A 22,112-nucleotide genomic window follows, 5' to 3' on the forward strand; every position below is an offset into this window, starting at 1 on the left:
TTCGTCCCTTGATCCATCTTCATGTTGGGATCCATCTTCGTCCCTTGATCCATCTTCATGTTGGGATCCATCTTCGTCCCTTGATCCAGGTTTATGTCCTGCTTCATTTTTGACGTAACAGTGTTTAATTTAGAATGTATCGGTTGTTTTTGATGAGAAGAACTTGGTAAATTCCCATTCTGGATTTGTGAGGTTATCCTCATTTGTTTCATTGCCTGGGAGGATCTGACATTATTCATCATCGTTGATGCTTTTGTATTCATGACACCTTGATTCATGCCTGACTTCATCATGTTTTCCATCATGTCTCTCGTGACTGGAAGCGGCTCAGGAAAGGGCATGACTTGCTGATAATTGACGACTTGATTAGGGGAAGTCACTAAGGATCCATAAGCTTTGCCCAGGGTATCAATCGACTCGGCATAAATAATGTAAGGCTTGTCTTTTTGAATGCTCACCAAGATATCATAGGTTTCACCCGGTGCGATCCAAAAATCCTCAATGGGGTAAGGTGTCACATCATTTCCCTGGATGTGCACCATGTCCACTTTGGCATCAGGAATTTTGACACGATAGATGGTGCTTGCTCCCGCGCCAATGAAGCGTAGCCGCACGGTATCCCCTACCTTCACAGGAGCATTCCAAGGATGAGATTTAGAGTGACCATTTAATAAATACGCATCATAAGCCACGTCACTTAAATCATAGATACTCATGCGCGTTTGTTGCATCATTTTATAATCGGCGATTAATTTTTTACGCTCTTCGGGAGGGGCTTTACGATAATCATGAAGAAATTTCATGAGTGAGGGTTGGAGGGGAAATCGAGGACCGTAATAATCGCCGTCTTTTTTTAAATTCGCAAGCACTTGTTCAGCAGGAGTATTGCTCCAATCGGATAACACCACCACATAATCTTTGGTGTAGTGATAGCTAGGAGGATATGGTGGGTCAATAATAAAAGTACCATACAAACCTTCTTGTTCTTGAACCTTGGCGTGGGCGTGATACCAATAGGTTCCCCGTTGATAAAGCTTAAAGCGATAATGAAACACGCCTCCCGGAGGAATTGGTTTTTGACTCACCTCATCTACCCCATCCATTTGCCAAGGGACTAAAAGACCATGCCAATGAATGGACGTTCCCTCATCCAAATGGTTGTATACATTGATGGTGACATCATCCCCCTCTTTAAAATGCAAGGTCGGTGCCGGAATTTGCCCATTGACGGCAATGGCACGCCTGGTTTTTCCTGCAAAATTCACCGTTTTATAAGCAACCACCAAATTAACCGTATGCTTTGCTCCGCCTGTCATGGTGAGAGGCGTCACCGTTTTAACAGGTTGCTTTTTAGCAATAGGTTGTTCCGTTTTGTTTTTCGCAGGTTTAGGCTGAAGCTTTGTTGTCTTGGGAGAAGTCTGCTTTTGCGTTGAAGCACTATGTTGCTCATGCTGGGCAAACAAAGCAGAAGAACTGAACAATAAAAAGGAAAAAATAAAGAAATAGTTCCTTATTGAACAACGCAAGTCCTTTTGTAACATGTTTCCATCCCTCTATAAAAATCGTATTAATGTGGCGATACCGCTTTTTCTGCTTTTGCAGGCAAAAGAACACCGTACCCATAGCGATAGACTAATTCCCCTCCATACCAAGCCGTCGTGAGCAACAGCACTTGGACAAGGAACAACGCCATTAAGAAGGTCACAGTCGGTTTTTGGGATTTAATATAACGCCAAACCGCCCAGAAAGCCATAAGTAAAATGGCACTCGCGGTAGCGAGAGCCCAGTTGCGGTGAATCACTTTTGCGGCATGCGCCATAGCACCATGTTCCACCGTATAAAAGGCATAAAACCCAGCTGACACAGTGGTAATTGTGCTCAATGCGGCCAGCCATAAACACCAACGAGCCACTATGTCACATTCGACAACAAACAAGCTCGTGTTCCATCGGCTGTAGGAGGCCCAAAAGATGACGGTATAAAGAATCACTGAAACAGTGAATAAAGCCACGGTAAAATGAACAAAAATGGGGTGCCAATTGGGGATAATTTCTATCATGGTTGATGTGTTCCTTATTCCAGTTTGGGGAACCAGCATCCCCCTCATCCTTGATTTCCTATAAAAAACAGCCATGCTATGGGCATGCTATGGGCATGCTATGGATGGCTCTTTTATTCCTTACTTTTGTCAATTGATATAGTAATCCGTTATGCTAAATGTCGGCTATGGAAATAGCAACAACAAAGCGGGTTGTTTCTCGTCGTTGGCAAGGACAAGAAAAAATAATCTTGAATGATTTAATGCACATTCATTAATAAGGAATGTATGAACACGAAAGATTGTTTTGTTACGACGGAATACACAGAAAAAACAAGCAAAACTGTTCCCCTCCTTGATGAGAAAGAGCGTCATGAACTCAGTGACTTAGAGCATGAGAAGGACCTTGATGAGGAGTTTTATGCCATACGCTCCATGAATTAACACCCTAAATATTAATCGGGGTCCTTATAGAGCGCGTCAAACCAATTCGTCATGACATCATTACGCATTATTCGAACGAATTCCAATGAATATCTCATCATCTGCGCAAAGTCATGCTCTATTTTTTTAAAACTATTGTTCTCTGTGGCCATGCGGCGATTGGCTTGAATGGGTGGGCCTAATAGTTCGATTGCTTTCATGAGTGGATTTACTTTTTCAGAAAAAACATAGCGACTTAGGCGCATGGGATGGGTTTTCTCAAGCCACCAGGATAAGAAAGGATTGCTTAGGCTTCGCACTAAAGGTTGCGTTGTTTTTTGGTAAATCGAATCATTGGCTTCTGATGTTTGACGGACTTTTTCAAAAGGCTCTGTGGAACTACTTGTGCAAAGTTCAGTGAGCTCGCGCTCTTCAAAACGCACCTGGTATTGCTCTTTGCTGCAATCAGGATCACCAGTTGGATTAATGATCACCATTTCATAGAGTCCTGGCTTTAATTTCTCAATAGCGGCAGTATGTTCTAAAATAGCGCGATGGTGCAAACGAACAACGTTGGCTGAGACAAAGATCCCTAAATGCCCTATGGAGGGATGAAGAAGATAGACAATCCGCTGTTTTGCCTTTTTCAAAGCCTGAGTAGTAGGATAAATAGTCCTTATCCAATGCAAGGCCTGTCTAGGTGGGGTAATTTGATCGCCTTGGGAAGCAAAGACAACGATTGGATTTTGAATGCGTTTTAAATCATAAGTACATCCTTGATGAATCAACATTTCACCGCGTTCCAATTGATTACCAATAAAAAGAGTGTTCACTGTTGCTGTAATCTCTTCCTCGCTAAATTGGTAAAAACCATTCCACCATCGTTCAAACTCTAAAAATCGCTCACTCTTCACATCGATTTCATCAAATAAACCATAATACTTATCCCAAATCGCTGTGGTTGGATTGAGCAACTCAAAATTAGAGACCAACCAGGCTCCATCAAATGTGCCCTCCTTTAAATCAGATAGAAAACGAGCACTCCATACACCACCCAAGAGTCCACCCAATAATTGCATGGGATTGGCTTCTTCTTCACTGTTTGACCAATAAGAAACCGGTGAGCCATTCATGACAGTCAAGCCAACGGATCCCACACAATCAGAAGCCAATAAGGCAAGCATCCAACCCGCCTGGCAATTACCATAAAGAATAGGCGATTTGCCTGCATGCCATGCTTGAACTTTTTCAACAAAATGTCGCATGGTTGCCAAGACATCGGCTAATGTTTGGTGAGGAATGGGATCGGGATAAAAAATGACAAAATACACGGCATGGCCACTATGTAGTGCAATGCCCACTTCAGAATCCCGTTTAAACCCACCGATACCTGGTCCATGACCTGCCCTGGGATCAACGACAATCACAGGAGAGGTAGTGGGATCAAAGCATTTATTAAAGCAAATATCGCCTACTTCAAGAATTTTAACTAAGGCATAATTCGCTTTGGGCTCTAACGTTCTCCCATCCAGGACTAATTCATATTTAAAATTAAGTAATGGTGGCAACCCTTGTTGTTCATGCTCCATCATGTTATTAGCACGCTCACGCAAGGTATCCAAAAACAAAATAGAACGTTGCCAACAATCCAGTTGATACGAAAAAAAATCATGCCCAATTTGATAAGGTAAGTCGATATCTTGCTTATCCATGCTTCACCACTACATTAAATGATTTAGTACTTTCTATTGTGGACCACCGAGGATATTTTTACAAAAATCTTCGATACATTTAATGCCGTTATCAAGGAAGCTGACCGCGCTAGTTATGCTGCCAAACAAAGGAAAATCAATGGCTCAGTATGTATGTACAGTCAGGTCTTATCAAGTGAAAAGGAAATGAGTATTCCCTGATTCGGTAGCTCGACTTTTTTATCAATACAATTTCTTATTTATTAGTAATAAGCCCTCCAAAGAGAGCTCAATCACATTCAAAAATAATACTATTTACAGCGATAGGCCTTGCCTTCTAACCCATGTTGATCAACCAGGTCATTTTTTGGATTACCTGTAAATGTTGACTGATGCTGGGTAATCATGAGGGTATTTGCTTCTAAAAGAGCCGCTTTATTTTTTAAAATATTGAGTTCATCTTGATACAAATGCTCATGGGATTGATACGACTGTGAGACTCCGTTCACATCGTAAGCAGAAATCGTGTCTAAATACTGACAACTTCGGCTAATTTGACCTGATTTGACTACTTTGATTTGAGCACCTTCTGAAGTAAGCTCTACATTTTTGCTACAACTTGAAAGCCCAACTAAGAGCGTAATTAATAGATAATGACTTTTCTTTTTTCCCATTTAATGCTCCTTGTTATTCTTTTAATTAAAAATGACTCAATGTCATCATTCTCTATAAAACTCCCTGGATGTTTAAAGACACATAATCAATCAGGAATGCATTTCATGCGTCATGGTTAAAGGCGGCATAGCTACTCCTTTGTAATTAACCAAGGTCATCATCCCACCCTCTTGATGATACAGCATATGACAATGCATCATCCAATTGCCCGGATTATCCGTATCAAATTGTACTTTCACCGTTGAATTAGGCAAAACCAATACGGTATCGTGCATGGCTCCGTCTTTAATGGCTTTACCATCAATTTCAGTCACTTCAAATACATGACCATGTAAATGCATGGGATGAGCCATAGTGGTCTGATTGTGAAACACCATCTCTACACGTTTATTAGCAATAACCTGTAGGGGTTTTATATGAGGCCACACCTGTTTATTGATGGTCCATGAATAACTCATCATATCTCCCTCCAAATTGACCAACAGTGTTTGCCCAGGACTTTTTGGTTTTAAAGGATGTACTGCCTTGAGTTTAAGTTCTTGATCGTAATTAAGCGCACCAACTGTGGAATCTGCTTGTTCTTTCATCGATGGAATGGTTGCTTTTGGTGTGGCAAGAATAAGGCCCGTTTGCATGGACGTACCCTCACCTTGTGCAAGGATAGGATAAGCCTTCTCACCAGCAGGAATTTTAACCAGTACATCAAGACGTTGTCCTACTGGTAATTGAAACTGATTGGATTTCACAGGCTTGATCGACTGGCCATCAATGGCAATGGCCTCACCCTGTAATTGTCCGATGTTGATAAAGAAATTGGTCATTGCAGAGCCTGCTATAAAGCGCAAGCGTACGGTATCGCCAGGACGAACAGAGACGATTTCAGGATTTTTAAGGGTGCGATAATTAGTAAGAAAGGCATCATAGGCCACATCATTTAAATCAGGAGTTGCATGCTTGCCATCCACGGAAGCCATTCCACCGCCATGGTGCATGTGCGCCATTTGGCCGTGTTTTAATTCAGCAAAAATCAGTTCCGGTTTTTTAAAACTAAAATCACCAAGCAATAAAATCACCTCCTTAGTGCTTTTGACTTCATCAGGATCGGATATAATGAGTGGAGCCGACAAGAACTGTTGGACTTGCAAGTCATGATGCGAATGCATCCAATAAGTGCCCGATTGTTTTAGGGGGAAATGGTAGTGGTATTCTCCTCCTGGAGGTATAGGAGCCTGAGTGATGTAAGGCACACCGTCTTGATCATTAGGGACAACCAAACCATGCCAGTGAACTGCTGTAGGTTTATCCGTCTGATTTTTTACAATAGCGTCAAACATCTGTCCCTTGACCCCATGAAACCCCCAGGTTCCATCGGGCTGTTCTATTTTAAACAGTTCGCTTGATTTGCCATTGATTGTAGTCGTGTATTTTTTGATAAGGAGAACGGTGGGTTTCGCAGGTTGCGACACAGGCGCATTCGCGCCTGCAATTAGGTTATTTAAAACTAAAACGGTGAACAATAAACCGCGAACAACAGAATACATCATAACAGCTTCCTGGATTAATTAGAGGTTGGGGTATACAACGCGCGTATCTGCGCTAATATTTTTTGTAATTTTTGCCAATTGGTTTGTGTGCCCTCTTTATCCTTACTATCTCCTGTTTTGTCAAGACGAGTGGCCAATTGGTCAACATAGCTTAAATTATTTTGCAGTGTTTTTTTCTGCTCATCCGATAAATCAGTGCTTAAAGGCGGTAACGCGTTGACTAAATCACGAATGGCAAACGCATGTTCGTGTATGGAGGTCAACTGATTGTCGGTTATCGCCTTCTCGATGGACGCAGCATGTATATCTACAGCCTCCCAAATGGCTGGAATGGTTGTGGGCATGGTTTTTGTTGGTTCTTCAGTCGGGTTAGCAAATGCCTGGGAGTACCCACAAACCAGAAAAATACTGGTTATAAATCCAAACCAGAACTGTTTTTTTTGTTTCAAAGTACACTGCATCATGTTTTTTCTCCTTGAGTTGTTTCATTGAATTACATCCGCTTTTCACGCCACACTTCAATGGCGTTATATACGGTAGGTACCACAAACATATTTAAGACCGTTGATGTCAATAATCCACCTAAAAGCACTTGCGCCAAAGGACGCTCCAACTCCTTACCCGCCGGTGAGCCCCATAATAGAGGAAATAACCCCAGTGCAGCCGTTGCGGCAGTCATTAATACGGGTACTAATCTGTCCATAGTACCATCAATGACCACTTGTTCTCGAGTTTTGCCCTGCAATCGTAATTGATTGTAATGACTCACCAAAATAATTCCGTTTCTTGCAGCAATACCAAACAAGGTAATAAAGCCAATCATAGCCGCCACACTCATCTCGCCACTAACCAAAAACAGTGAAATGACCCCGCCAATGAGTGCCAAAGGCAAATTAAACATCACCAATAACGCTTCTCTAAAGGTACCAAAAGCTTTATGCAGCAAAATCAACATGACAAAAATCACCAACCCACCAAAAACCAAAATTACTCTGGAGGCTTGTTGCTGGCTTTCAAATTGGCCGCCGTATTGAATAAAATAACCGGTAGGAAGTTTGATTTTTTCCTGTACTTCTTGTTGCACCTCAGTAATCACACTGCCTAAATCACGACCCTGCACATTAAAGGAAATCACCAGCAATCGCTGCACATTCTCTCGATTAATCGCAAAAGGTTGCGGTTCCAAAGCAATCTCGGCAACAGCTCGCAAGGGAATTTGCGTCGTGCTGTGTTCACCCACACTATGAGCATCAATGAGCATGTTTTGAATTGCTTTGACGCTATTACGTCCTGGTTTATCCATACGAAGATACAAATCAAACGTTCGTTGCCCCTCTAAAACGCTGGAAACACTAATCCCATTCAATAGCACCTGCACGTCTTCAGAAATCTGCCCGACGTTAACCCCATAGCGTGCTGCTTTTTCGCGATCCAGTTCAATAACCAGCTGTGGCACTTTAATCTGTTGCTCTTTATTCACATCCACCACCCCTGGCACTGATTTTAACAGGGCCTCCATCGACTGCCCTAGCTCATTGAGTGTGGCCAAATTATCACCGAAAATCTTAACGGCCACCTGAGCTCGTACACCAGAAAGCACTTCATCCATACGATGGGCAATGAATTGACCGACGTTAAATACCGTGCCTGGAATATTGGCTAAATCCGCACGGATGCGGCGCAACAATTCATCAGGCGGCATGGATGGGTCTTTATCAAAATTAAGACGCACATCGAACTCACTGATGTTAGGTGGTAAAGCATCTTCATCCAGCTCACTGCGCCCTGCCCTCTGCGCAATAGAAATCACTTGCGGGTAGCGAAGTAACGCTTTTTGTACCTGTTGGCCTAAACGCATGGATTCATCCAGCGAGGTTCCCGGCAACGTACTCATAACGACAATAAAGTTTCCCTCATGAAACTCCGGTAAAAAAGAAGTGCCGAAAAAAGGAATTAATGCCAAGGCAAAAATAAAAGCTGATAGAGCCAGGGCAAGCACCATTTTACAGTGTGCTACAGACCATTGGAGTGCGGTTAAAAAATGGTGTTTAAGCCACAAGACAAAGCGGGTTTCGGACTCGGCCTCATGGTTACTTTCCTTTTCTACCGCATAATGGCGCTCCTTTTGCGATAAAGCGTGTAAGCTCACTTCGGCATCATGTTGTTTTTCTTGGCGATGTACCAATAACATGTAACACAAAGCGGGTACCATGGTGATTGAGACCACCAGAGAACCTAATACAGAGGCAATATAAGCGATGGCCAAAGGGCTAAAAATGCGCTCGGCAATCCCTGACAAAAAGAAGATGGGTAAAAAGACTAGACTGATGATCATCGTCGCGTAAACTACTGAGCTTCGAATTTCAAGTACTGCATCAAAAACCACTTCAATAGTGGGCAAGGGATGAGCTTCCTGACGATTAATCCGTAAGCGATGCACGACGTTTTCAACCGTAATGATGCCGTCATCAACTACTTCTCCAATGGCAATCGCCATACCGCCTAAAGTCATGGAATTAATGCCAATACCAAAATAATGCAGGACTAAAAGACCGATAACAAACGAAACCGGCATGGACAAAAAGGTAATAAAAGAAGCACGCCAATTCATCAAAAAGACAAAAAGAATCGCAATGACAATCACCGCCCCTTCAAGCAAGGCACGAGTTAAATTGTGAATGGCGGATTCAATAAAATTGGCCTGACGAAATACCTCGGACATTAAAGTCACATCAGCAGGCAGTGCCCTTTTTATATCCGCAAGCGCCTTTTCTACTTTCGCTGTGGTCGTGACCGTATCAGCACCATACGCTTTAGAAATGGTACCAATTACTGCATTTTGTGCATTATAGCTCCCATCACCGCGTTTAATTTCACCACCAAAAGCAACGTGTGCCACATTATTAATGGTAATAGGCACCCCATTACGAACCACAATCAATGTTTTTTTGATGTCCTCAAGCGTCTTAATGCGTCCAATGGTGCTCACCACCAATTCAGTTCCTGCTTGATGCAGAAAAGCACCGGGTACGTTTTGATTGGCGGAAGTCAGTGCTTGCCGCACTTCTTCAACCGTGATTCGATACGCTAACATACGCTCTGGAATAAGGCGTACCTGATATTGTTTAACCTCTCCACCAAGGGATACTACAGAGGCCACGCCACCTAGAGCCAGAATCCGTGGACGAATGGTCCAATCCGAGATAGTACGCAAGGTTTCAGGGCTTGCTGTATCGCTCACTAACGCGTATTTAACCAGCCATCCCACAGCAGATGTAACCGGTAACATGATGGGTGTATCAACACCAGGTGGCAAACGGCTGGTTATTTGCTGAATGCGTTCATTGACTAATTGACGATTACGGTAAATGTCGGTTTGATCATCAAATACGACCGTGATGGTGGAAAGACCCACAGACGTTTTAGAACGTACACTAACCACCCCTGGCGTGCCGTTAATCGCACTTTCCAAAGGATAGGTAATTAAGGTTTCCACATCTTGGGTTGCCATGCCGGGCGCTTGAGTTTGCACGACCACTTGAGGCGGGGCAAATTCAGGAAACACATCCACGGGCATTTGTTTTAAAGTATAACCACCCAGCAAGCAAAGAATAAGGGTTAAGGCTAAAATCAAGAGGCGATTATGCAAAGACCAGGCAATTAATCGAGTAAACATTTAATGATGCTCCTCGTTGCCTTTTTGAGGCTTGCTGCCACCACTCAACCACAACGTATAAAGCTCACGATGTCCTTGAGTCACAACGAGATCACCTGGGACTAGACCGTCTGTAATTTCTGAATAGTCATCGTCTACCGCCCCTATTTTAACAACGACGCGATCATAAGCATCCCCATTTTGCACAAAAACAAATTCCTGATTATCCGCCTGCAACAAGGCTGCATTGGGTAGTGCAAGCGCTGCTTCATTATAGCTTAAAATGACATTGGCACGCACAAACATGCCCGGTTTAAGAAGACCGTCTTCATTATCCAGAGTAATTCGCACATTTACAGTGCGAGTTAACGGGTCAAGATTAGGTTCTATTAAAGTGACTTGGCCTGGAAAAGTTCGCTTAGGGTAGCTTAAAGCATGAATAGTAACCTCTTGCCCCACGTTCACCTTACCTAAATCTTCTTCATAAACCTGAGCAATAACTAACAGTTTATCGCGATTGCTGATGTGAAAAAGGACTGTGTTTGGCTCAACGGCTTGACCCAAGTTGATGTTCCTGGCATCAATGATGCCCGCAATAGGTGCTGTGACCGCAACACTTGGTGGAGGATTGCCCACTAATCTTGATTGCACCGTAGCGAGGCGTTGTCCTGCCTTGACCCTGTCCCCTAAATTCACATCAATGGCTGTCACACTCCCACTAATCCGGATACTGACATCGGCTTGTGCATTAGGGAGCAATTGAACTTGACCATTCAAACCAAGCATTTGCGCCATAGGACGGTTGGTTGCTTCCTCTACCTTAATGCCAAGCATTTTAGTTTGTTCCGGTGTTAAATGAACTGGGCCTTTGGCACCTCCCTCACTCACTTCAATTTCTTCCCCATGAGCAAAACTCACTTGAATAGGAAGGACTAGACCAAAAACAATACTCATTAATGCCACCATTCTAAATCGCTGTCGCACTCTCATTTGCCATCCCCATTCCTTTGATACACTAAATAAGGGCACAGTCCTTGCGTTGTTCCAGGACCAATAGCCGTACATAAAGCCACATACACTTGTAAATACTTTTCTAAAGTATTGAGATAAGTCATTTGCAAATCATTTTGCTGTTTTTGAATTTGCAGCACATTCAAAAGCGAAATTTGCCCATTTTCATAAGACTCACGGGCCAGTTTTACGTTATCAACCCCTAACTTCAGTGAAACTTGTTGCGTTTCCTTAAGACTCATTCGCAAAGCATTGAGTTGTTTATAGTTACTGGTCACTTCCGTCGCAATACTTAAATCCAAGGCACGCAATGCCATTATTGCCTGTGTTCCAGTGTGACTTGCCTCTAAGATTCGCCCCTGATTACGATTTAAAAGAGGCAGAGGAACGGAAAGTGTAATACCCAAGGTGCGATCGGCTGGTTGACGCGGCCCCTCTTCCACCACAATTTTATCTTGTTGAACCCCAAGCCCTAATGTCCAATCAGCGAAGCGCTCCGCTCTTGCCAAACGGCGATCGGCATTGGCGCGATGAATCGACAACACGATGGCTTGGCGATCGGGACGATTTTTAAGTGCTAGCGCTTTTAAGCGAGCTAATTCAGGAAGCTTGTTCCCTGTGATGATATCCGACTTAAGAGATAAAGGAGAATTGGCGGCCCGCCCCATCAATTGATTAAGCGTCGCGTATTGGCTGATGCGAAGACTATGCAACAGGTGCTTTTCTTGCACAATACGCAGATACTCAATACGCGCTGAATTGTCATCGAGTTTTGAAATTTCCGCCGCATGATAACGATTATGGATGACATCGACCAGTTCGTGGTTAATTTGTAATAAATAATTCAATTGGTGCAAGCGACGCTCAGTAATCACTGCCGCATAAAACGCGTTCGCTACTTTGCTACTGAGTTGACGTTCTGCTTCCCTGATTTCTGCAATGGCTTTCAACACATCTAAGCGAGCAACTGTCTTTTGTTTTGCAATACGTCCAGAAATAGGGAATGCTTGGCTAAAACCAGCACTTCGTGAATATTCTCCTTCATCATTAAATAAGCGATCGTCATTGTTTGAAAGATTGAGACTTGGATTAGGCCAAAGCCCTGCTTGTACTAAACGAGCGGTTGCAATAGCAACCGTGTAACGAGCTGCTCTTAAGTCTTTGTTCTGCTCTATGGCACGTTGTGTCAGTTCATTAAGACTTAAAGCGGCTTGGGAACATACAACGACTGGCCATAACCCCAAAAGGAAGATTAAGGTCAGTGAATGAGTTCTATTAAGCCTTGATGGCTGCCCAAAAAAAATTCTTTTTATGAGTACGTAACAGGCCATTGTTAATGGATAAACCCAAGAGTTCTTCATACGTGTAACCACCGTAGGCGAAGCGCGTTCCCAATGACGGATACCGAACTCAATGACATGGCAGCAGCAGCGATAATTGGGCTTAAAAGCATCCCGGTCATCGGATACAAGACCCCTGCTGCAATGGGCACACCCAGTGCATTATAAATAAACGCAAAAAACAGATTTTGGCGGATATTGCGCATGGTCGCCTCCGATAAACGCCGAGCCTTTAAAATGCCATTTAAATCACCACGCAATAAGGTAATCCCAGCACTTTCAATGGCCACATCCGTACCTGTTCCCATGGCAATACCAATGTCAGCTTTGGCAAGTGCTGGCGCATCATTGACCCCGTCTCCTGCCATAGCAACAATACGACCTTCAGCCTTCAATTCACCCACAATACGACTTTTATCTTCAGGCATGACTTCAGCCATCACTTGTTTTATGCCCAATTTAGCGGCAACCGCTTCACCTGTTTTTTTACTGTCCCCAGTTAGCATAAAAATTTCAATTCCATCCTCCTGAAGTTCGCGAATGGCATCGGGTGTTGTGGCTTTAATCGGATCTTCGACAGCCAAAATTGCAGCCGCTTTACCGTCCACTGCCATGAACATCACAGTAGCCCCTTCGGCCCGTAGTTTATCGGCTTTTGCCACTAACAGATTACTGTGAACACCAAGCTCTTGCATCAACTTGGCATTACCGATGCCAATGGAACGCCCCTCGATTATTCCGATCACCCCTTTGCCCGTCGGCGCATTAAACTCTGAAACATGAGATAAGGTCAGCTTTTTCTCTTTTGCTACCGCCACAATGGCATTGGCCAGCGGATGCTCACTGTTGTTTTCTAGTGCCGCAGCCCAAGCCAACACCTCATCTTCTTCAAACTCATCGGCTGTGATAATTTGTGTCAGCTTTGGATGTCCTTCAGTTAATGTACCCGTTTTATCAACCACTAAAGTATTCACTTTCTCCATGTGCTCCAGCGCTTCTGCATTTTTTATCAGTACTCCATTTCTCGCACCAAGTCCAACTCCGACCATAATCGACATCGGTGTGGCAAGGCCCAAGGCACAAGGACAAGCAATAATGAGCACCGAAACTGCCGCAATGAGACCGTAGCTGAATGCGGGTTGCGGACCATAGAGTACCCATATACTAAAGGACGCCACAGCAATCAAAATAACAATAGGCACAAACCAGGAAGACACGGTATCTGCCAAACGCTGGATTGGGGCACGACTTCGTTGTGCCTCACTCACCATCTGTACAATGCGTGCCAGCATCGTGTCACTGCCAATATGCAAGGCTTTCATGACAAAACTACCGGTCTGATTTATAGTCGCACCAATGACTTTGCTACCCACTTCCTTGGCTACAGGCATAGGTTCACCAGTAACCATCGATTCATCTACATGACTATGACCTTCGTGTACTTCGCCATCAACAGGTATTTTCTCACCAGGCCGTACGCGCAGCAAATCCCCCTCATGGACTGCCTCAAGTGATATTTCTTCCTCACTACCGTCTTCTTTCAAGCGACGCGCACTCTCAGGGGCTAATTTCAGTAAGGCACGAATCGCGCTTCCCGTCTGTTCACGCGCTTTGAGTTCCAGCACTTGGCCTAACAAAACCAAAGTGGTAATCACCGCTGCTGCTTCAAAATAAATGGCTACCACGCCCTCTTTCCGAAAAGCCGCCGGGAATAATTGTGGGAATAAGGCAGCCACTAAGCTGTAAGCCCAAGCCACACCGATACCCATGGCAATCAAGGTAAACATGTTCAGACGTGTGTTTAGTGAAAGGACAGCACGGACAAAGAAAGGCCAACCACCCCACAGCACAACAGGTGTTGCCAATATCATCTGTATCCAGACGGACTGAGTTGCAGAAATGAGGTGCGTTTTACCATGCCCGCTCATTTCAAGAACCAGAACTGGCAAGGTCAGAATGAGAGAAACCCAAAAGCGACGGCGCATATCCCGATATTCAGGACTTACTTCCTCCATGATTGTCGCAGTAACTGGCTCTAGGGTCATGCCACAAATCGGGCAATTACCTGGATGAGATTGGCGAATTTCTGGGTGCATGGGGCATGTGTACATCATCGCTTCACCTTCTTTGAAAGCAGCAGGCTTTCCTTGATGCGTGTCTTGCTTGGAATGACAACACGTATGCTTCTTTGCGCCTTCAGTGGGTTTTGCATTATCCTGTTCGTGTGGCATAGTTCACCTATTCGTATTTTTTGAGTAGTTCCATAATCTCATGGATGCGTTCCACCCTGAGTGTTTCATCCTGACTGCAAAAACCATCGGCAATACACCCAATGATATGGGTTTCGAGTACACTAAGTTCTATGGATTTAATGGCGTTGCGAACAGCACGTAACTGAGACAGAATATCAACGCAATACTGTTCTTTTTCGATCATGCGTTTAATCCCTTGCAACTGGCCAACAGCACGGTTAATGCGAGAAAGCTCTTTTGTATGTGACGAGTGGTCTGACATAGCTTAATATCCTTTAATAATTTCCACCATAACATTCAAGGGAGTATCCAAGCATTAATCGCATGAACGATTGAGCGAATGGATGCACTATTAAGAATTCTAAATAGTCCCATTATGTATCGCCTCACCTATGCTCTGTCAAGCCATACCCTTATGGGTATAATGAATAACCCCTTGTTTCGATAATAGTTTATCCAGCATGAACTCATAACTTGCACTATACTGAATAGAAAAACAGAGATACATCATGATGAAATTAACGTTCTTAGGCGCAACAGAGACTGTAACAGGCTCTAAGTACCTGGTTGAAGCAAACCATAAAAAAATCTTGGTGGATTGTGGATTATTTCAAGGATATAAGGAGCTTCGCCTTCGTAATTGGGCACCACTACCGATTAACCCCGCATCCATTGATGCAGTACTTCTTACTCATGCGCACATTGATCATACCGGCTATTTACCCTTATTCGTAAAAAATGGCTTCACTGGTCCTATTTACTGCACACCAGGCACTAAGGATTTATGTGCTATTCTTTTACCAGACAGTGGTCATCTGCAAGAGGAAGAGGCCAAAAATGCAAATAAGTACGGTTATACCAAACACCATCCCGCCCAACCCCTTTATACAATAGACGATGCACAGTTGGCGTTAAAACAATTTCACCCCAAAGATTACGATGCCGTTTTTGAACCTATTAAAGAGATCAATGTTCAATTTATCCCTGCGGGTCATATTATAGGCTCATCCTTTGTTCACATGAAGGACCATAATACGTCCCTTTTATTTACTGGCGACATGGGGAGACCCCATGATTTTGTCATGCAAGCGCCAAGCCTCATTGAAGAGATTGATTATTTGGTGATTGAATCAACTTATGGAAATCGCCTCCACGACAAGACCTCTCCTACAGAACTCTTAAAAAACATCATTAATAAAACCGTGCAACGAGGTGGCTCCATCATTATTCCAGCCTTTGCCGTAGCACGTGCACAAAGCGTACTCCATTACATCGCTTTATTAAAACAACAAAAATCCATCCCGGATATTCCTGTTTTCCTCGATAGCCCCATGGCCATCAATGCAACCCATATTCTGTGTCACCATAAAGAAGACCACCGCTTGTCAGAACAGGAATGCAAAAACCTGTGTGACACTGCAACCTACATCAGAACTCCTGAGGAATCCAAACAACTCGATAGCAATCATTTCCCTAAAATCATCATTTCTGCCAGCGGCATGGCAACAGGAGGCCGTATTTTATTTCATTTAAAAGCCTATGCCCCTCACCATGAGAACACCATCCTTTTTGCCGGGTACCAAGCGGGTGGAACGCGTGGTGCACGTATGATTCAAGGAGAGACGGAAATTAAAATACACGGACAGATGGTTCCTGTTAAAGCTCAGGTTGAATCCTTAAGTAACCTCTCGGCTCATGCAGATTATGAAGAACTCCTGCACTGGTTAAGCCATTTTCGTAAGCCGCCTAAAAAAGTCTTTATTACTCATGGCGAACCAAATGCCGCATCTTCATTAAAGACGAAAATAGAACAGCAATTTGGCTGGACTTGCATTGTTCCTCACTACCAACAAACGGAAGAGCTCACGTGAACACCATTCATGCGGATTTAACGCTAACTCAAATAGGGATTAACACGTCAAAAACAGCGATTATTTACATGCGTGAAGACTGTCACATCTGTCGCTCAGAGGGATTTGTAGCCGAGGCTCGCGTGCAAATCACACTCAATAACCGAACCATCATTGCCACCATCAATACAACTAACATAACATCGAATTTACTCAAACCCGGCGAGGCAAGCCTCTCGAGCTATGCATGGGATTTGCTTGTCGCAAAGGTGGGCGATAAGATTTCTATTGCCCACCCAAAGCCACTTGACTCATTAAGCTCTATTCGCTCCAAACTTTATGGTCATGAATTAAAAACGAAAGAAATTAACCACATTGTGGCTGATGTCGTGTCAGGGCAACTCTCCGATGTTCAAATAGCCATGTTTCTTGCAGGAGGTGCAGGGAGTCGATTTAACACCAATGAAATCCTTGATTTAACGAAGGCTATGGTGCAAACAGGAAAGCAGTTGCACTGGCCCTCTCCCTTTATTGTGGATAAACACTGTGTTGGTGGCCTACCCGGCAATCGCACTACCTTAATTGTAGTTCCTATAGTTGCAGCCTTTGGACTCATGATGCCTAAAACCTCCTCTAGAGCCATTACATCTCCTGCAGGAACAGCCGACACCATGGAGGTTTTTGCTCCAGTTAATTTAGACATCAAAACCTTGCAAAAAGTAGTGGAGCAAGAACATGGGTGTATCGCTTGGGGTGGTGCCGTTGCTTTAAGCCCTGCGGATGATTTACTCATTCGCATTGAACGCTCCATCGATTTAGACAGCGAAGGACAAATGGTGGCTTCCATTCTCTCTAAAAAAATTGCCGCAGGTTCGACCCACATTGTCATTGACATTCCCATTGGTCCTACGGCAAAAGTAAGGACGATGGAACAAGCAACAGCGTTAAAAAATACCTTAGAGCGTATTGCCAAAGAATTTTCCATCCAACTCAATAGTGTTTTTACAGATGGAACCCAACCCGTTGGTCGTGGCATCGGGCCTGCTCTTGAAGCGAGGGATGTATTTTCTGTGCTTTCTTGTCACCCATCAGCACCTCAAGATTTGCGGGATCGTGCCTTAACTTTGGCTGGCCATCTACTCGAATTTTCATCCAAAGTTACCCCGGGTTCTGGTAAACAACTGGCAGAATCACTGTTAAATAGTAGAAAAGCATTAACAAAATTCGAAGCAATTTGCCAAGCACAAGGTGGATTTTTTGATATTCCGTCTGCACCGTACACCCAAACCATTGTATCTAATCAAGCAGGTACGGTCACAAATATTGATAATCGTTTGATCGCCCGCCTGGCAAAACTAGCAGGGGCACCCAAATCAAAAGTTGCGGGAGTTGAACTCTTAACGCCGTTAAATACTATGGTAGAAAAAGGTCAACCCCTACTGATTGTTCATGCAGAAACCCAAGGTGAGCTTGATTATGCCTTGACGTTTCATCGACAAGGGCATCCTGTTATCGATATTGAGGAATCCACATGAAGTCAAACCCGATACTCTTTTCTCTATTTGGCAGCGACCATTTTGCCAAGAGAATGCATCAACAGTTAGGTTATGAAATGGGCAATATCACTCTGCACCAATTTCCCGATGAAGAAACAGTGATTAACATCAAATCGTTAGTGAACGACAAAGACGTCATCATGATTGCTGATTTAACCAATCCAAATGGCAAAATACTGCCTCTTCTCTTTGCTGCTGAAACGGCCAGAGAATTAGGAGCAAAAAAAATAGGTCTCATCGCCCCCTATCTTGTTTATATGCGCCAGGATAAACGGTTTCAACCTGGAGACAGTATTACTTCTCACTATTTTGCCAAACTAATTACAAACTATTTTGATGGGTTGATGACCATTGACCCACATCTTCATCGTTGGCACGATTTAAATGACATTTATTACATTCCGGCAATTGCACTTCATGCAACTAAGCCCATTGCCACCTGGATTAAAGCTAATGTACCTGATGCATTGCTTATTGGACCCGATGCAGAAAGCTCGCAATGGGTATCAAGCATTGCTCAAAGGATTAATGCACCCTTTTTAATTCTGGAAAAACAAAGAAAGGGCGATAATCTCGTTGAAATAACCATTCCGCAAATTGACTTATATCAAAACCATACACCAATCTTAGTCGATGATATTATTTCAACAGCAGCTACCATGATTAAAACGGTTACCCATTTAAAATCACTCCACATGAAATATCCTATTTGTATTGGAGTACATGCCCTCTTTGCAGGAAACGCCTATGAGGACTTACAAAAATCAGGAGTAAAGCAAATCATCACCTGCAATACCATTGCGCATGCCTCGAACGCAATTGATGTAACGGATTTGATGATTCAAGCAATGGAAGATTTATTTAGGACTTAAGGGGATAAAATGGAGTGTGCCATTGAATCCATAAAACAGTATGTGCGAACAGCCAATTACCTCTCTGCCGCACAAATTTATTTAATGAACAATTGCTTACTGGAACAACCACTTACCTTTGCTGACATCAAACCACGCTTATTGGGTCATTGGGGCACTTGTCCTGGAATTGCTAAAACACGTTAATGAACATAAGGCCCCATGTTGTTTTTACTGTTTAATTAGGGTTTAATCCCCACTTCCTTGTTCCTAAGAAAAGAACCATGAATAAAGACGCTAATTGGTATGGGCTGAATATGCTGCCCTTGTATGTTGAGATGAGTGAAGACCAACTTGGAGCATCAGTTGAACAGCTCAATAATCTAAACCAAGTCCAATCAAAACCCCATGTTCTTGATAATGACACCATTGAGCGAATCATTAAACTGCACAGCGCTCAAAATGCTGATAATTGGGTGTTTTTCGAACAATGCAAAAAATGGCGCAATGAAAACCCCACAAATGAAGAATTAAAACTTATTGCTCAGGTTGAAAAAAACACCAATCAGCTTGAAAGGGTGAATAATGACATTTTAGCTTTGGCTAATTCATTTAAAGGTAAGACTATTGACAGCATCCTTGGTAAAGGAGATTTTGAGTTAGGTCTTGAATACCTGTTAAAACAACTGGCAGGATCTAATTCATAACAAATGAGAGGCCATCACAAACCAAATTAACTAATGAAAAGCCTATGATCCGCCTTCCGAGCTTCTTTGACTTTATCAACCGCTTATAATATAGCGTTTAGTCCTTTTTTCTCAATTAAAGAAAGTAATTTTAACGAAGTACCTACTGGTTTTTTAAGCCCCCTCTCCCATTGACTAATAAGATCTTTAGATACATTAAGACAATACGCAAATATGGGTTGGCTCACATTTTCTCGCTCACGCAATGCCTTTATTTCTACAGGTAAAAATTCATGTATCGGAGTTAAACAGGCGCGATCAATACTGGAATAGATTAGGTTGTGTTTCATAAATTGATCCTTAATTATTTAATGATGAATTCTTTATAAATTTCTGGATATTACTGCGCTAAACAAGAAGCAATTTATTCATAGAGATTTAGATTAATCCACTAAAAATGTGGTACGCAGGTTTATTTTTATAATCAAGGGTACCGTTAGCTACTTTCATCAATCAACCGTGTCATTTCTTCTACTGTTAAAGGTTTACTGTTGTAATAGCCCTGCACTTCTGGACAACGATTGGACCGTAGAAAATTAAGTTGAGCTTCTGTTTCTACCCCGCCTACAACAACATTCAACCCGAGCTCTTTAGCTAAGGCAATCGTAGATTTAGTAATTAAGTTATCCTTTTTTCTCAAGCCAATGTCATCAACTTGTGATTGTTTCAGTTTGATGGAGTGCACCGGTGACTTTTTCAAATGAGATAATGAGGAATAACCTGCTCCAAAATTATCAAAAGTAAGGTTTACCCCCATATCGTGAAGCCCAATTAATGTTTCTTCAATCGTTCCCAAAAAGTCAGTCACCGTGGCTTTGGTAATTTCAAGCTCCAATAAATTGGACGGTATTTTATATTCATGCAACATATGCTTAATAGAAGAAATAAACCCCTTATGTTGAAATTGCTGTGGGGAAATATTAATCGCTAATGTAGGATTGAATTGTTCATATTTATTGTTCTAATCCACATAATGCTTACATGCTGTTCGTAACACCCATTCACCAATCGGAATAATCAAGCCAAAATTTTCAGCAACAGAGATGAATTCACCAGGCAAAATCACTCCCCGCTTAGGATGTTGCCAACGTAATAATACCTCCATCCCAACCATCGCATTCGTTTTTAAATCAAAGCGTGGCTGATAAACTAGAAAAAACTCGTGTCGCTCCAGTGCCAAATGCAATGCTGTTCCTATCCCCAAACGTTTTGAGTATTGCTTTTGCAAGGATGGCGTGAAGAATTGGCAATTATTACGACCACACGCCTTGGCATTGTATAAAGCAATATCCGCGTTTTTATGGATTGTTTTTGCATCATCCCCTGTATCAGGGAAGTAGGCGATTCCAATACTTGCACCAATAAAAACTGTATTACCCTGAATGAGGAAAGTATTACCAAGCAGTTGAATAATAGTATTCGCAACCCTCTCTGCCTGCGCAAGATTATTAATTTCCGTCAGAATAACCGCAAACTCATCCCCACCCAATCGAGCGATGCAATCTACTTCACGAACACTTGATTTAAGACGTTGGGCTACTTCACGCAATAGGCTATCACCTACATCATGACCAAATCGATCATTTACATTTTTAAAATAGTCCAGATCGAGACTTAACAGAGCCAGATGACGGTTGTATCTTTTTGAACGTGCAATCTCACGGTTCAAATCCAGTTCAAATTGCAACCGATTGGGTAAACTGGTTAATAAATCATAATGCGCCAGTCTTGATAATTCTACCTGAGTTAATTCCAATTCTTTTAGCGTATTTGTAAGTTCAGAATTCTTTTTTTCTAAATCTTGATTTAATAAATGCAGTTTTCTGGTCTCATTCTCCAGCAGGTGTTCAGCTTCCTCACGAGCTTTCTTTTCTCGATAATAAGAGCGTTCAAATAGCGCGGCTTTTTGTTCATCACTCAAAAGTAATCTCCAAACGACAATGATCACTTTGTTGATGCATACACAGAGTCTGGTTAATCTTAATGTTCTTTCTATAATATTTGGCAGCACCATTGATGAGGCCAATGGCAAGGTGACAGAGTTTTCTCTGTGACCGATACAACATAATGAGTTGGTTTGAAGCAGGCTCTTCATAGGTAATAGAGGGTAATTGTTCACAGTGGTATAGTTTTTCCACTTCAACATGAATCGCTCCATCAACACTTTTTAAAAACTCTTTTAATGACAAGTCTTCTTTTAAAAAAAAAGGATACTTATTCGAGAATACTGCAAACATATAGGCACCAAATGACTCTAAAAAAATAGGGATTTGCAAATTCTTCATTAAAGCTAAGGTTTGGATTAATCGCGGAAGTTCCGTATCTTCGTAAGTACCACCTGCGGTATAGCTTCCTCCACTAGGGAGATCAAGTTGAGTTACAAGCTGATCCCAGGTTTCTATCCCAAATTGTTCTGTAATCATGTCACTTAATGCAGTAAAGACTATACCCTTCATGTTGCCTCCTGATCAGACTGATGC

Annotated in this window: 19 protein-coding genes and 2 pseudogenes; 7 read left to right on the forward strand and 14 right to left on the reverse strand. The window is 42.7% G+C overall.

Annotated elements, in window-relative coordinates; all coding sequences use genetic code 11:
- Both Lwal_RS02825 and Lwal_RS02830 read right to left on the reverse strand, forming a co-directional pair.
- On the reverse strand, window positions 1-1,541 hold a 1,541-nt coding region (locus Lwal_RS02825), incomplete at its 3' end, for a multicopper oxidase domain-containing protein (protein ID WP_157066259.1).
- Window positions 1,542-1,567: 26 nt separating this feature from the next.
- Window positions 1,568-2,098 carry a DUF2231 domain-containing protein gene (locus Lwal_RS02830; RefSeq protein ID WP_028383996.1) on the reverse strand — a complete coding sequence of 177 codons (531 nt, stop codon included), beginning with the start codon at window positions 2,096-2,098 and terminating at the stop codon, window positions 1,568-1,570.
- 228 nt (window positions 2,099-2,326) lie between these two features.
- Here Lwal_RS02830 and Lwal_RS17610 point away from each other — a divergent pair, with 228 nt between their 5' ends.
- A complete protein-coding gene (locus Lwal_RS17610; protein ID WP_095197460.1) occupies window positions 2,327-2,482 on the forward strand; it encodes a hypothetical protein in 156 nt (51 codons plus the stop codon).
- 11 nt (window positions 2,483-2,493) lie between these two features.
- On the opposite strand, the gene Lwal_RS02835 is transcribed toward Lwal_RS17610, so the two are convergent.
- Window positions 2,494-4,173: a DUF3141 domain-containing protein gene (locus Lwal_RS02835; RefSeq protein ID WP_058479412.1), complete on the reverse strand. Its 1,680-nt coding sequence runs from the start codon at window positions 4,171-4,173 to the stop codon at window positions 2,494-2,496.
- A gap of 81 nt (window positions 4,174-4,254) precedes the next feature.
- On the opposite strand from Lwal_RS02835, the pseudogene Lwal_RS17840 reads away from it, so the two are divergent.
- A pseudogene (locus tag Lwal_RS17840) lies at window positions 4,255-4,374 on the forward strand (GGDEF domain-containing protein); the annotation flags it as partial.
- Window positions 4,375-4,463: 89 nt separating this feature from the next.
- On the opposite strand, the gene Lwal_RS02840 reads toward Lwal_RS17840, so the two are convergent.
- From Lwal_RS02840 to Lwal_RS02875, 8 genes are all read right to left on the reverse strand, one after another.
- The gene (locus Lwal_RS02840; RefSeq protein ID WP_058479413.1) at window positions 4,464-4,826 is read right to left on the reverse strand and encodes a DUF4156 domain-containing protein; all 363 of its coding nucleotides are present in this window, start codon (window positions 4,824-4,826) and stop codon (window positions 4,464-4,466) included.
- A 90-nt stretch (window positions 4,827-4,916) separates the two neighbouring features.
- Complete coding sequence (locus Lwal_RS02845; protein ID WP_231950997.1) at window positions 4,917-6,371, reverse strand: multicopper oxidase family protein; 1,455 nt, start codon at window positions 6,369-6,371, stop codon at window positions 4,917-4,919.
- A 14-nt stretch (window positions 6,372-6,385) separates the two neighbouring features.
- A complete protein-coding gene (locus tag Lwal_RS02850) occupies window positions 6,386-6,835 on the reverse strand; it encodes a hypothetical protein (RefSeq protein ID WP_058479414.1) in 450 nt (149 codons plus the stop codon).
- Between the two features lie 29 nt (window positions 6,836-6,864).
- On the reverse strand, window positions 6,865-10,047 hold the full coding sequence (locus Lwal_RS02855; protein ID WP_058479415.1) for an efflux RND transporter permease subunit: 3,183 nt from the start codon (window positions 10,045-10,047) through the stop codon (window positions 6,865-6,867).
- Window positions 10,048-11,016 carry an efflux RND transporter periplasmic adaptor subunit gene (locus Lwal_RS02860; protein WP_058479416.1) on the reverse strand — a complete coding sequence of 323 codons (969 nt, stop codon included), beginning with the start codon at window positions 11,014-11,016 and terminating at the stop codon, window positions 10,048-10,050.
- Window positions 11,013-12,398: a TolC family protein gene (locus Lwal_RS02865; RefSeq protein WP_231950996.1), complete on the reverse strand. Its 1,386-nt coding sequence runs from the start codon at window positions 12,396-12,398 to the stop codon at window positions 11,013-11,015. The genes Lwal_RS02860 and Lwal_RS02865 overlap by 4 nt, the downstream gene beginning before the upstream one ends.
- Window positions 12,395-14,608, reverse strand: a complete 2,214-nt coding sequence (locus Lwal_RS02870) for a copper-transporting P-type ATPase (protein ID WP_058479417.1) — start codon at window positions 14,606-14,608, stop codon at window positions 12,395-12,397. The genes Lwal_RS02865 and Lwal_RS02870 overlap by 4 nt, the downstream gene beginning before the upstream one ends.
- 7 nt (window positions 14,609-14,615) lie before the next feature.
- Complete coding sequence (locus Lwal_RS02875) at window positions 14,616-14,891, reverse strand: metal-sensitive transcriptional regulator (protein WP_058479418.1); 276 nt, start codon at window positions 14,889-14,891, stop codon at window positions 14,616-14,618.
- Window positions 14,892-15,141: 250 nt separating this feature from the next.
- Here Lwal_RS02875 and Lwal_RS02880 point away from each other — a divergent pair, with 250 nt between their 5' ends.
- The 5 genes from Lwal_RS02880 (at window position 15,142) to Lwal_RS02895 (ending at window position 19,593) form a co-directional block, all read left to right on the forward strand.
- Window positions 15,142-16,500, forward strand: coding sequence for an MBL fold metallo-hydrolase RNA specificity domain-containing protein (locus Lwal_RS02880; protein WP_058479442.1), 1,359 nt, complete (start codon window positions 15,142-15,144; stop codon window positions 16,498-16,500).
- Window positions 16,497-18,014, forward strand: coding sequence for a thymidine phosphorylase family protein (locus tag Lwal_RS02885; protein WP_058479419.1), 1,518 nt, complete (start codon window positions 16,497-16,499; stop codon window positions 18,012-18,014). Before Lwal_RS02880 ends, Lwal_RS02885 begins: the two co-directional genes overlap by 4 nt.
- Complete coding sequence (locus tag Lwal_RS02890) at window positions 18,011-18,907, forward strand: ribose-phosphate pyrophosphokinase (RefSeq protein ID WP_058479420.1); 897 nt, start codon at window positions 18,011-18,013, stop codon at window positions 18,905-18,907. Before Lwal_RS02885 ends, Lwal_RS02890 begins: the two co-directional genes overlap by 4 nt.
- A gap of 9 nt (window positions 18,908-18,916) precedes the next feature.
- Window positions 18,917-19,093, forward strand: coding sequence for a phosphoketolase family protein (locus Lwal_RS16890; RefSeq protein ID WP_083500021.1), 177 nt, complete (start codon window positions 18,917-18,919; stop codon window positions 19,091-19,093).
- A 77-nt stretch (window positions 19,094-19,170) separates the two neighbouring features.
- The gene (locus Lwal_RS02895; protein ID WP_058479421.1) at window positions 19,171-19,593 is read left to right on the forward strand and encodes a hypothetical protein; all 423 of its coding nucleotides are present in this window, start codon (window positions 19,171-19,173) and stop codon (window positions 19,591-19,593) included.
- 83 nt (window positions 19,594-19,676) lie between these two features.
- Here Lwal_RS02895 and Lwal_RS02900 read toward each other — a convergent pair whose 3' ends face one another.
- From Lwal_RS02900 to Lwal_RS02910, 3 genes and pseudogenes are all read right to left on the reverse strand, one after another.
- On the reverse strand, window positions 19,677-19,922 hold the full coding sequence (locus Lwal_RS02900) for a helix-turn-helix domain-containing protein (protein ID WP_231950995.1): 246 nt from the start codon (window positions 19,920-19,922) through the stop codon (window positions 19,677-19,679).
- Window positions 19,923-20,068: 146 nt separating this feature from the next.
- Window positions 20,069-21,646, reverse strand: a pseudogene (locus tag Lwal_RS02905) (EAL domain-containing protein).
- Window positions 21,546-22,088 carry a heme NO-binding domain-containing protein gene (locus tag Lwal_RS02910; RefSeq protein WP_058479423.1) on the reverse strand — a complete coding sequence of 181 codons (543 nt, stop codon included), beginning with the start codon at window positions 22,086-22,088 and terminating at the stop codon, window positions 21,546-21,548. Before Lwal_RS02910 ends, Lwal_RS02905 begins: the two are co-directional and overlap by 101 nt.
- Window positions 22,089-22,112 lie beyond the last annotated feature (24 nt).

Origin of the sequence: Legionella waltersii, assembly GCF_001468085.1 — a bacterium.
GTDB classification, from domain to species: domain Bacteria; phylum Pseudomonadota; class Gammaproteobacteria; order Legionellales; family Legionellaceae; genus Legionella; species Legionella waltersii.

Excerpts from the sequence above, each read along its gene's own strand:
- Lwal_RS02895 (WP_058479421.1), top strand. The coding sequence starts at position 19,171 with ATGAATAAAGACGCTAATTGGTATGGGCTGAATATGCTGCCCTTGTAT.
- Lwal_RS02855 (WP_058479415.1), bottom strand. The coding sequence starts at position 10,047 with ATGTTTACTCGATTAATTGCCTGGTCTTTGCATAATCGCCTCTTGATT.
- Lwal_RS02890 (WP_058479420.1), top strand. The coding sequence starts at position 18,011 with ATGAAGTCAAACCCGATACTCTTTTCTCTATTTGGCAGCGACCATTTT.
- Lwal_RS17610 (WP_095197460.1), top strand. The coding sequence starts at position 2,327 with ATGAACACGAAAGATTGTTTTGTTACGACGGAATACACAGAAAAAACA.
- Lwal_RS02845 (WP_231950997.1), bottom strand. The coding sequence starts at position 6,371 with ATGATGTATTCTGTTGTTCGCGGTTTATTGTTCACCGTTTTAGTTTTA.
- Lwal_RS02860 (WP_058479416.1), bottom strand. The coding sequence starts at position 11,016 with ATGAGAGTGCGACAGCGATTTAGAATGGTGGCATTAATGAGTATTGTT.
- Lwal_RS02875 (WP_058479418.1), bottom strand. The coding sequence starts at position 14,891 with ATGTCAGACCACTCGTCACATACAAAAGAGCTTTCTCGCATTAACCGT.
- Lwal_RS02870 (WP_058479417.1), bottom strand. The coding sequence starts at position 14,608 with ATGCCACACGAACAGGATAATGCAAAACCCACTGAAGGCGCAAAGAAG.
- Lwal_RS02850 (WP_058479414.1), bottom strand. The coding sequence starts at position 6,835 with ATGATGCAGTGTACTTTGAAACAAAAAAAACAGTTCTGGTTTGGATTT.
- Lwal_RS02835 (WP_058479412.1), bottom strand. The coding sequence starts at position 4,173 with ATGGATAAGCAAGATATCGACTTACCTTATCAAATTGGGCATGATTTT.
- Lwal_RS02910 (WP_058479423.1), bottom strand. The coding sequence starts at position 22,088 with ATGAAGGGTATAGTCTTTACTGCATTAAGTGACATGATTACAGAACAA.
- Lwal_RS02880 (WP_058479442.1), top strand. The coding sequence starts at position 15,142 with ATGAAATTAACGTTCTTAGGCGCAACAGAGACTGTAACAGGCTCTAAG.
- Lwal_RS16890 (WP_083500021.1), top strand. The coding sequence starts at position 18,917 with ATGGAGTGTGCCATTGAATCCATAAAACAGTATGTGCGAACAGCCAAT.
- Lwal_RS02830 (WP_028383996.1), bottom strand. The coding sequence starts at position 2,098 with ATGCTGGTTCCCCAAACTGGAATAAGGAACACATCAACCATGATAGAA.
- Lwal_RS02865 (WP_231950996.1), bottom strand. The coding sequence starts at position 12,398 with ATGAAGAACTCTTGGGTTTATCCATTAACAATGGCCTGTTACGTACTC.
- Lwal_RS02900 (WP_231950995.1), bottom strand. The coding sequence starts at position 19,922 with ATGAAACACAACCTAATCTATTCCAGTATTGATCGCGCCTGTTTAACT.
- Lwal_RS02840 (WP_058479413.1), bottom strand. The coding sequence starts at position 4,826 with ATGGGAAAAAAGAAAAGTCATTATCTATTAATTACGCTCTTAGTTGGG.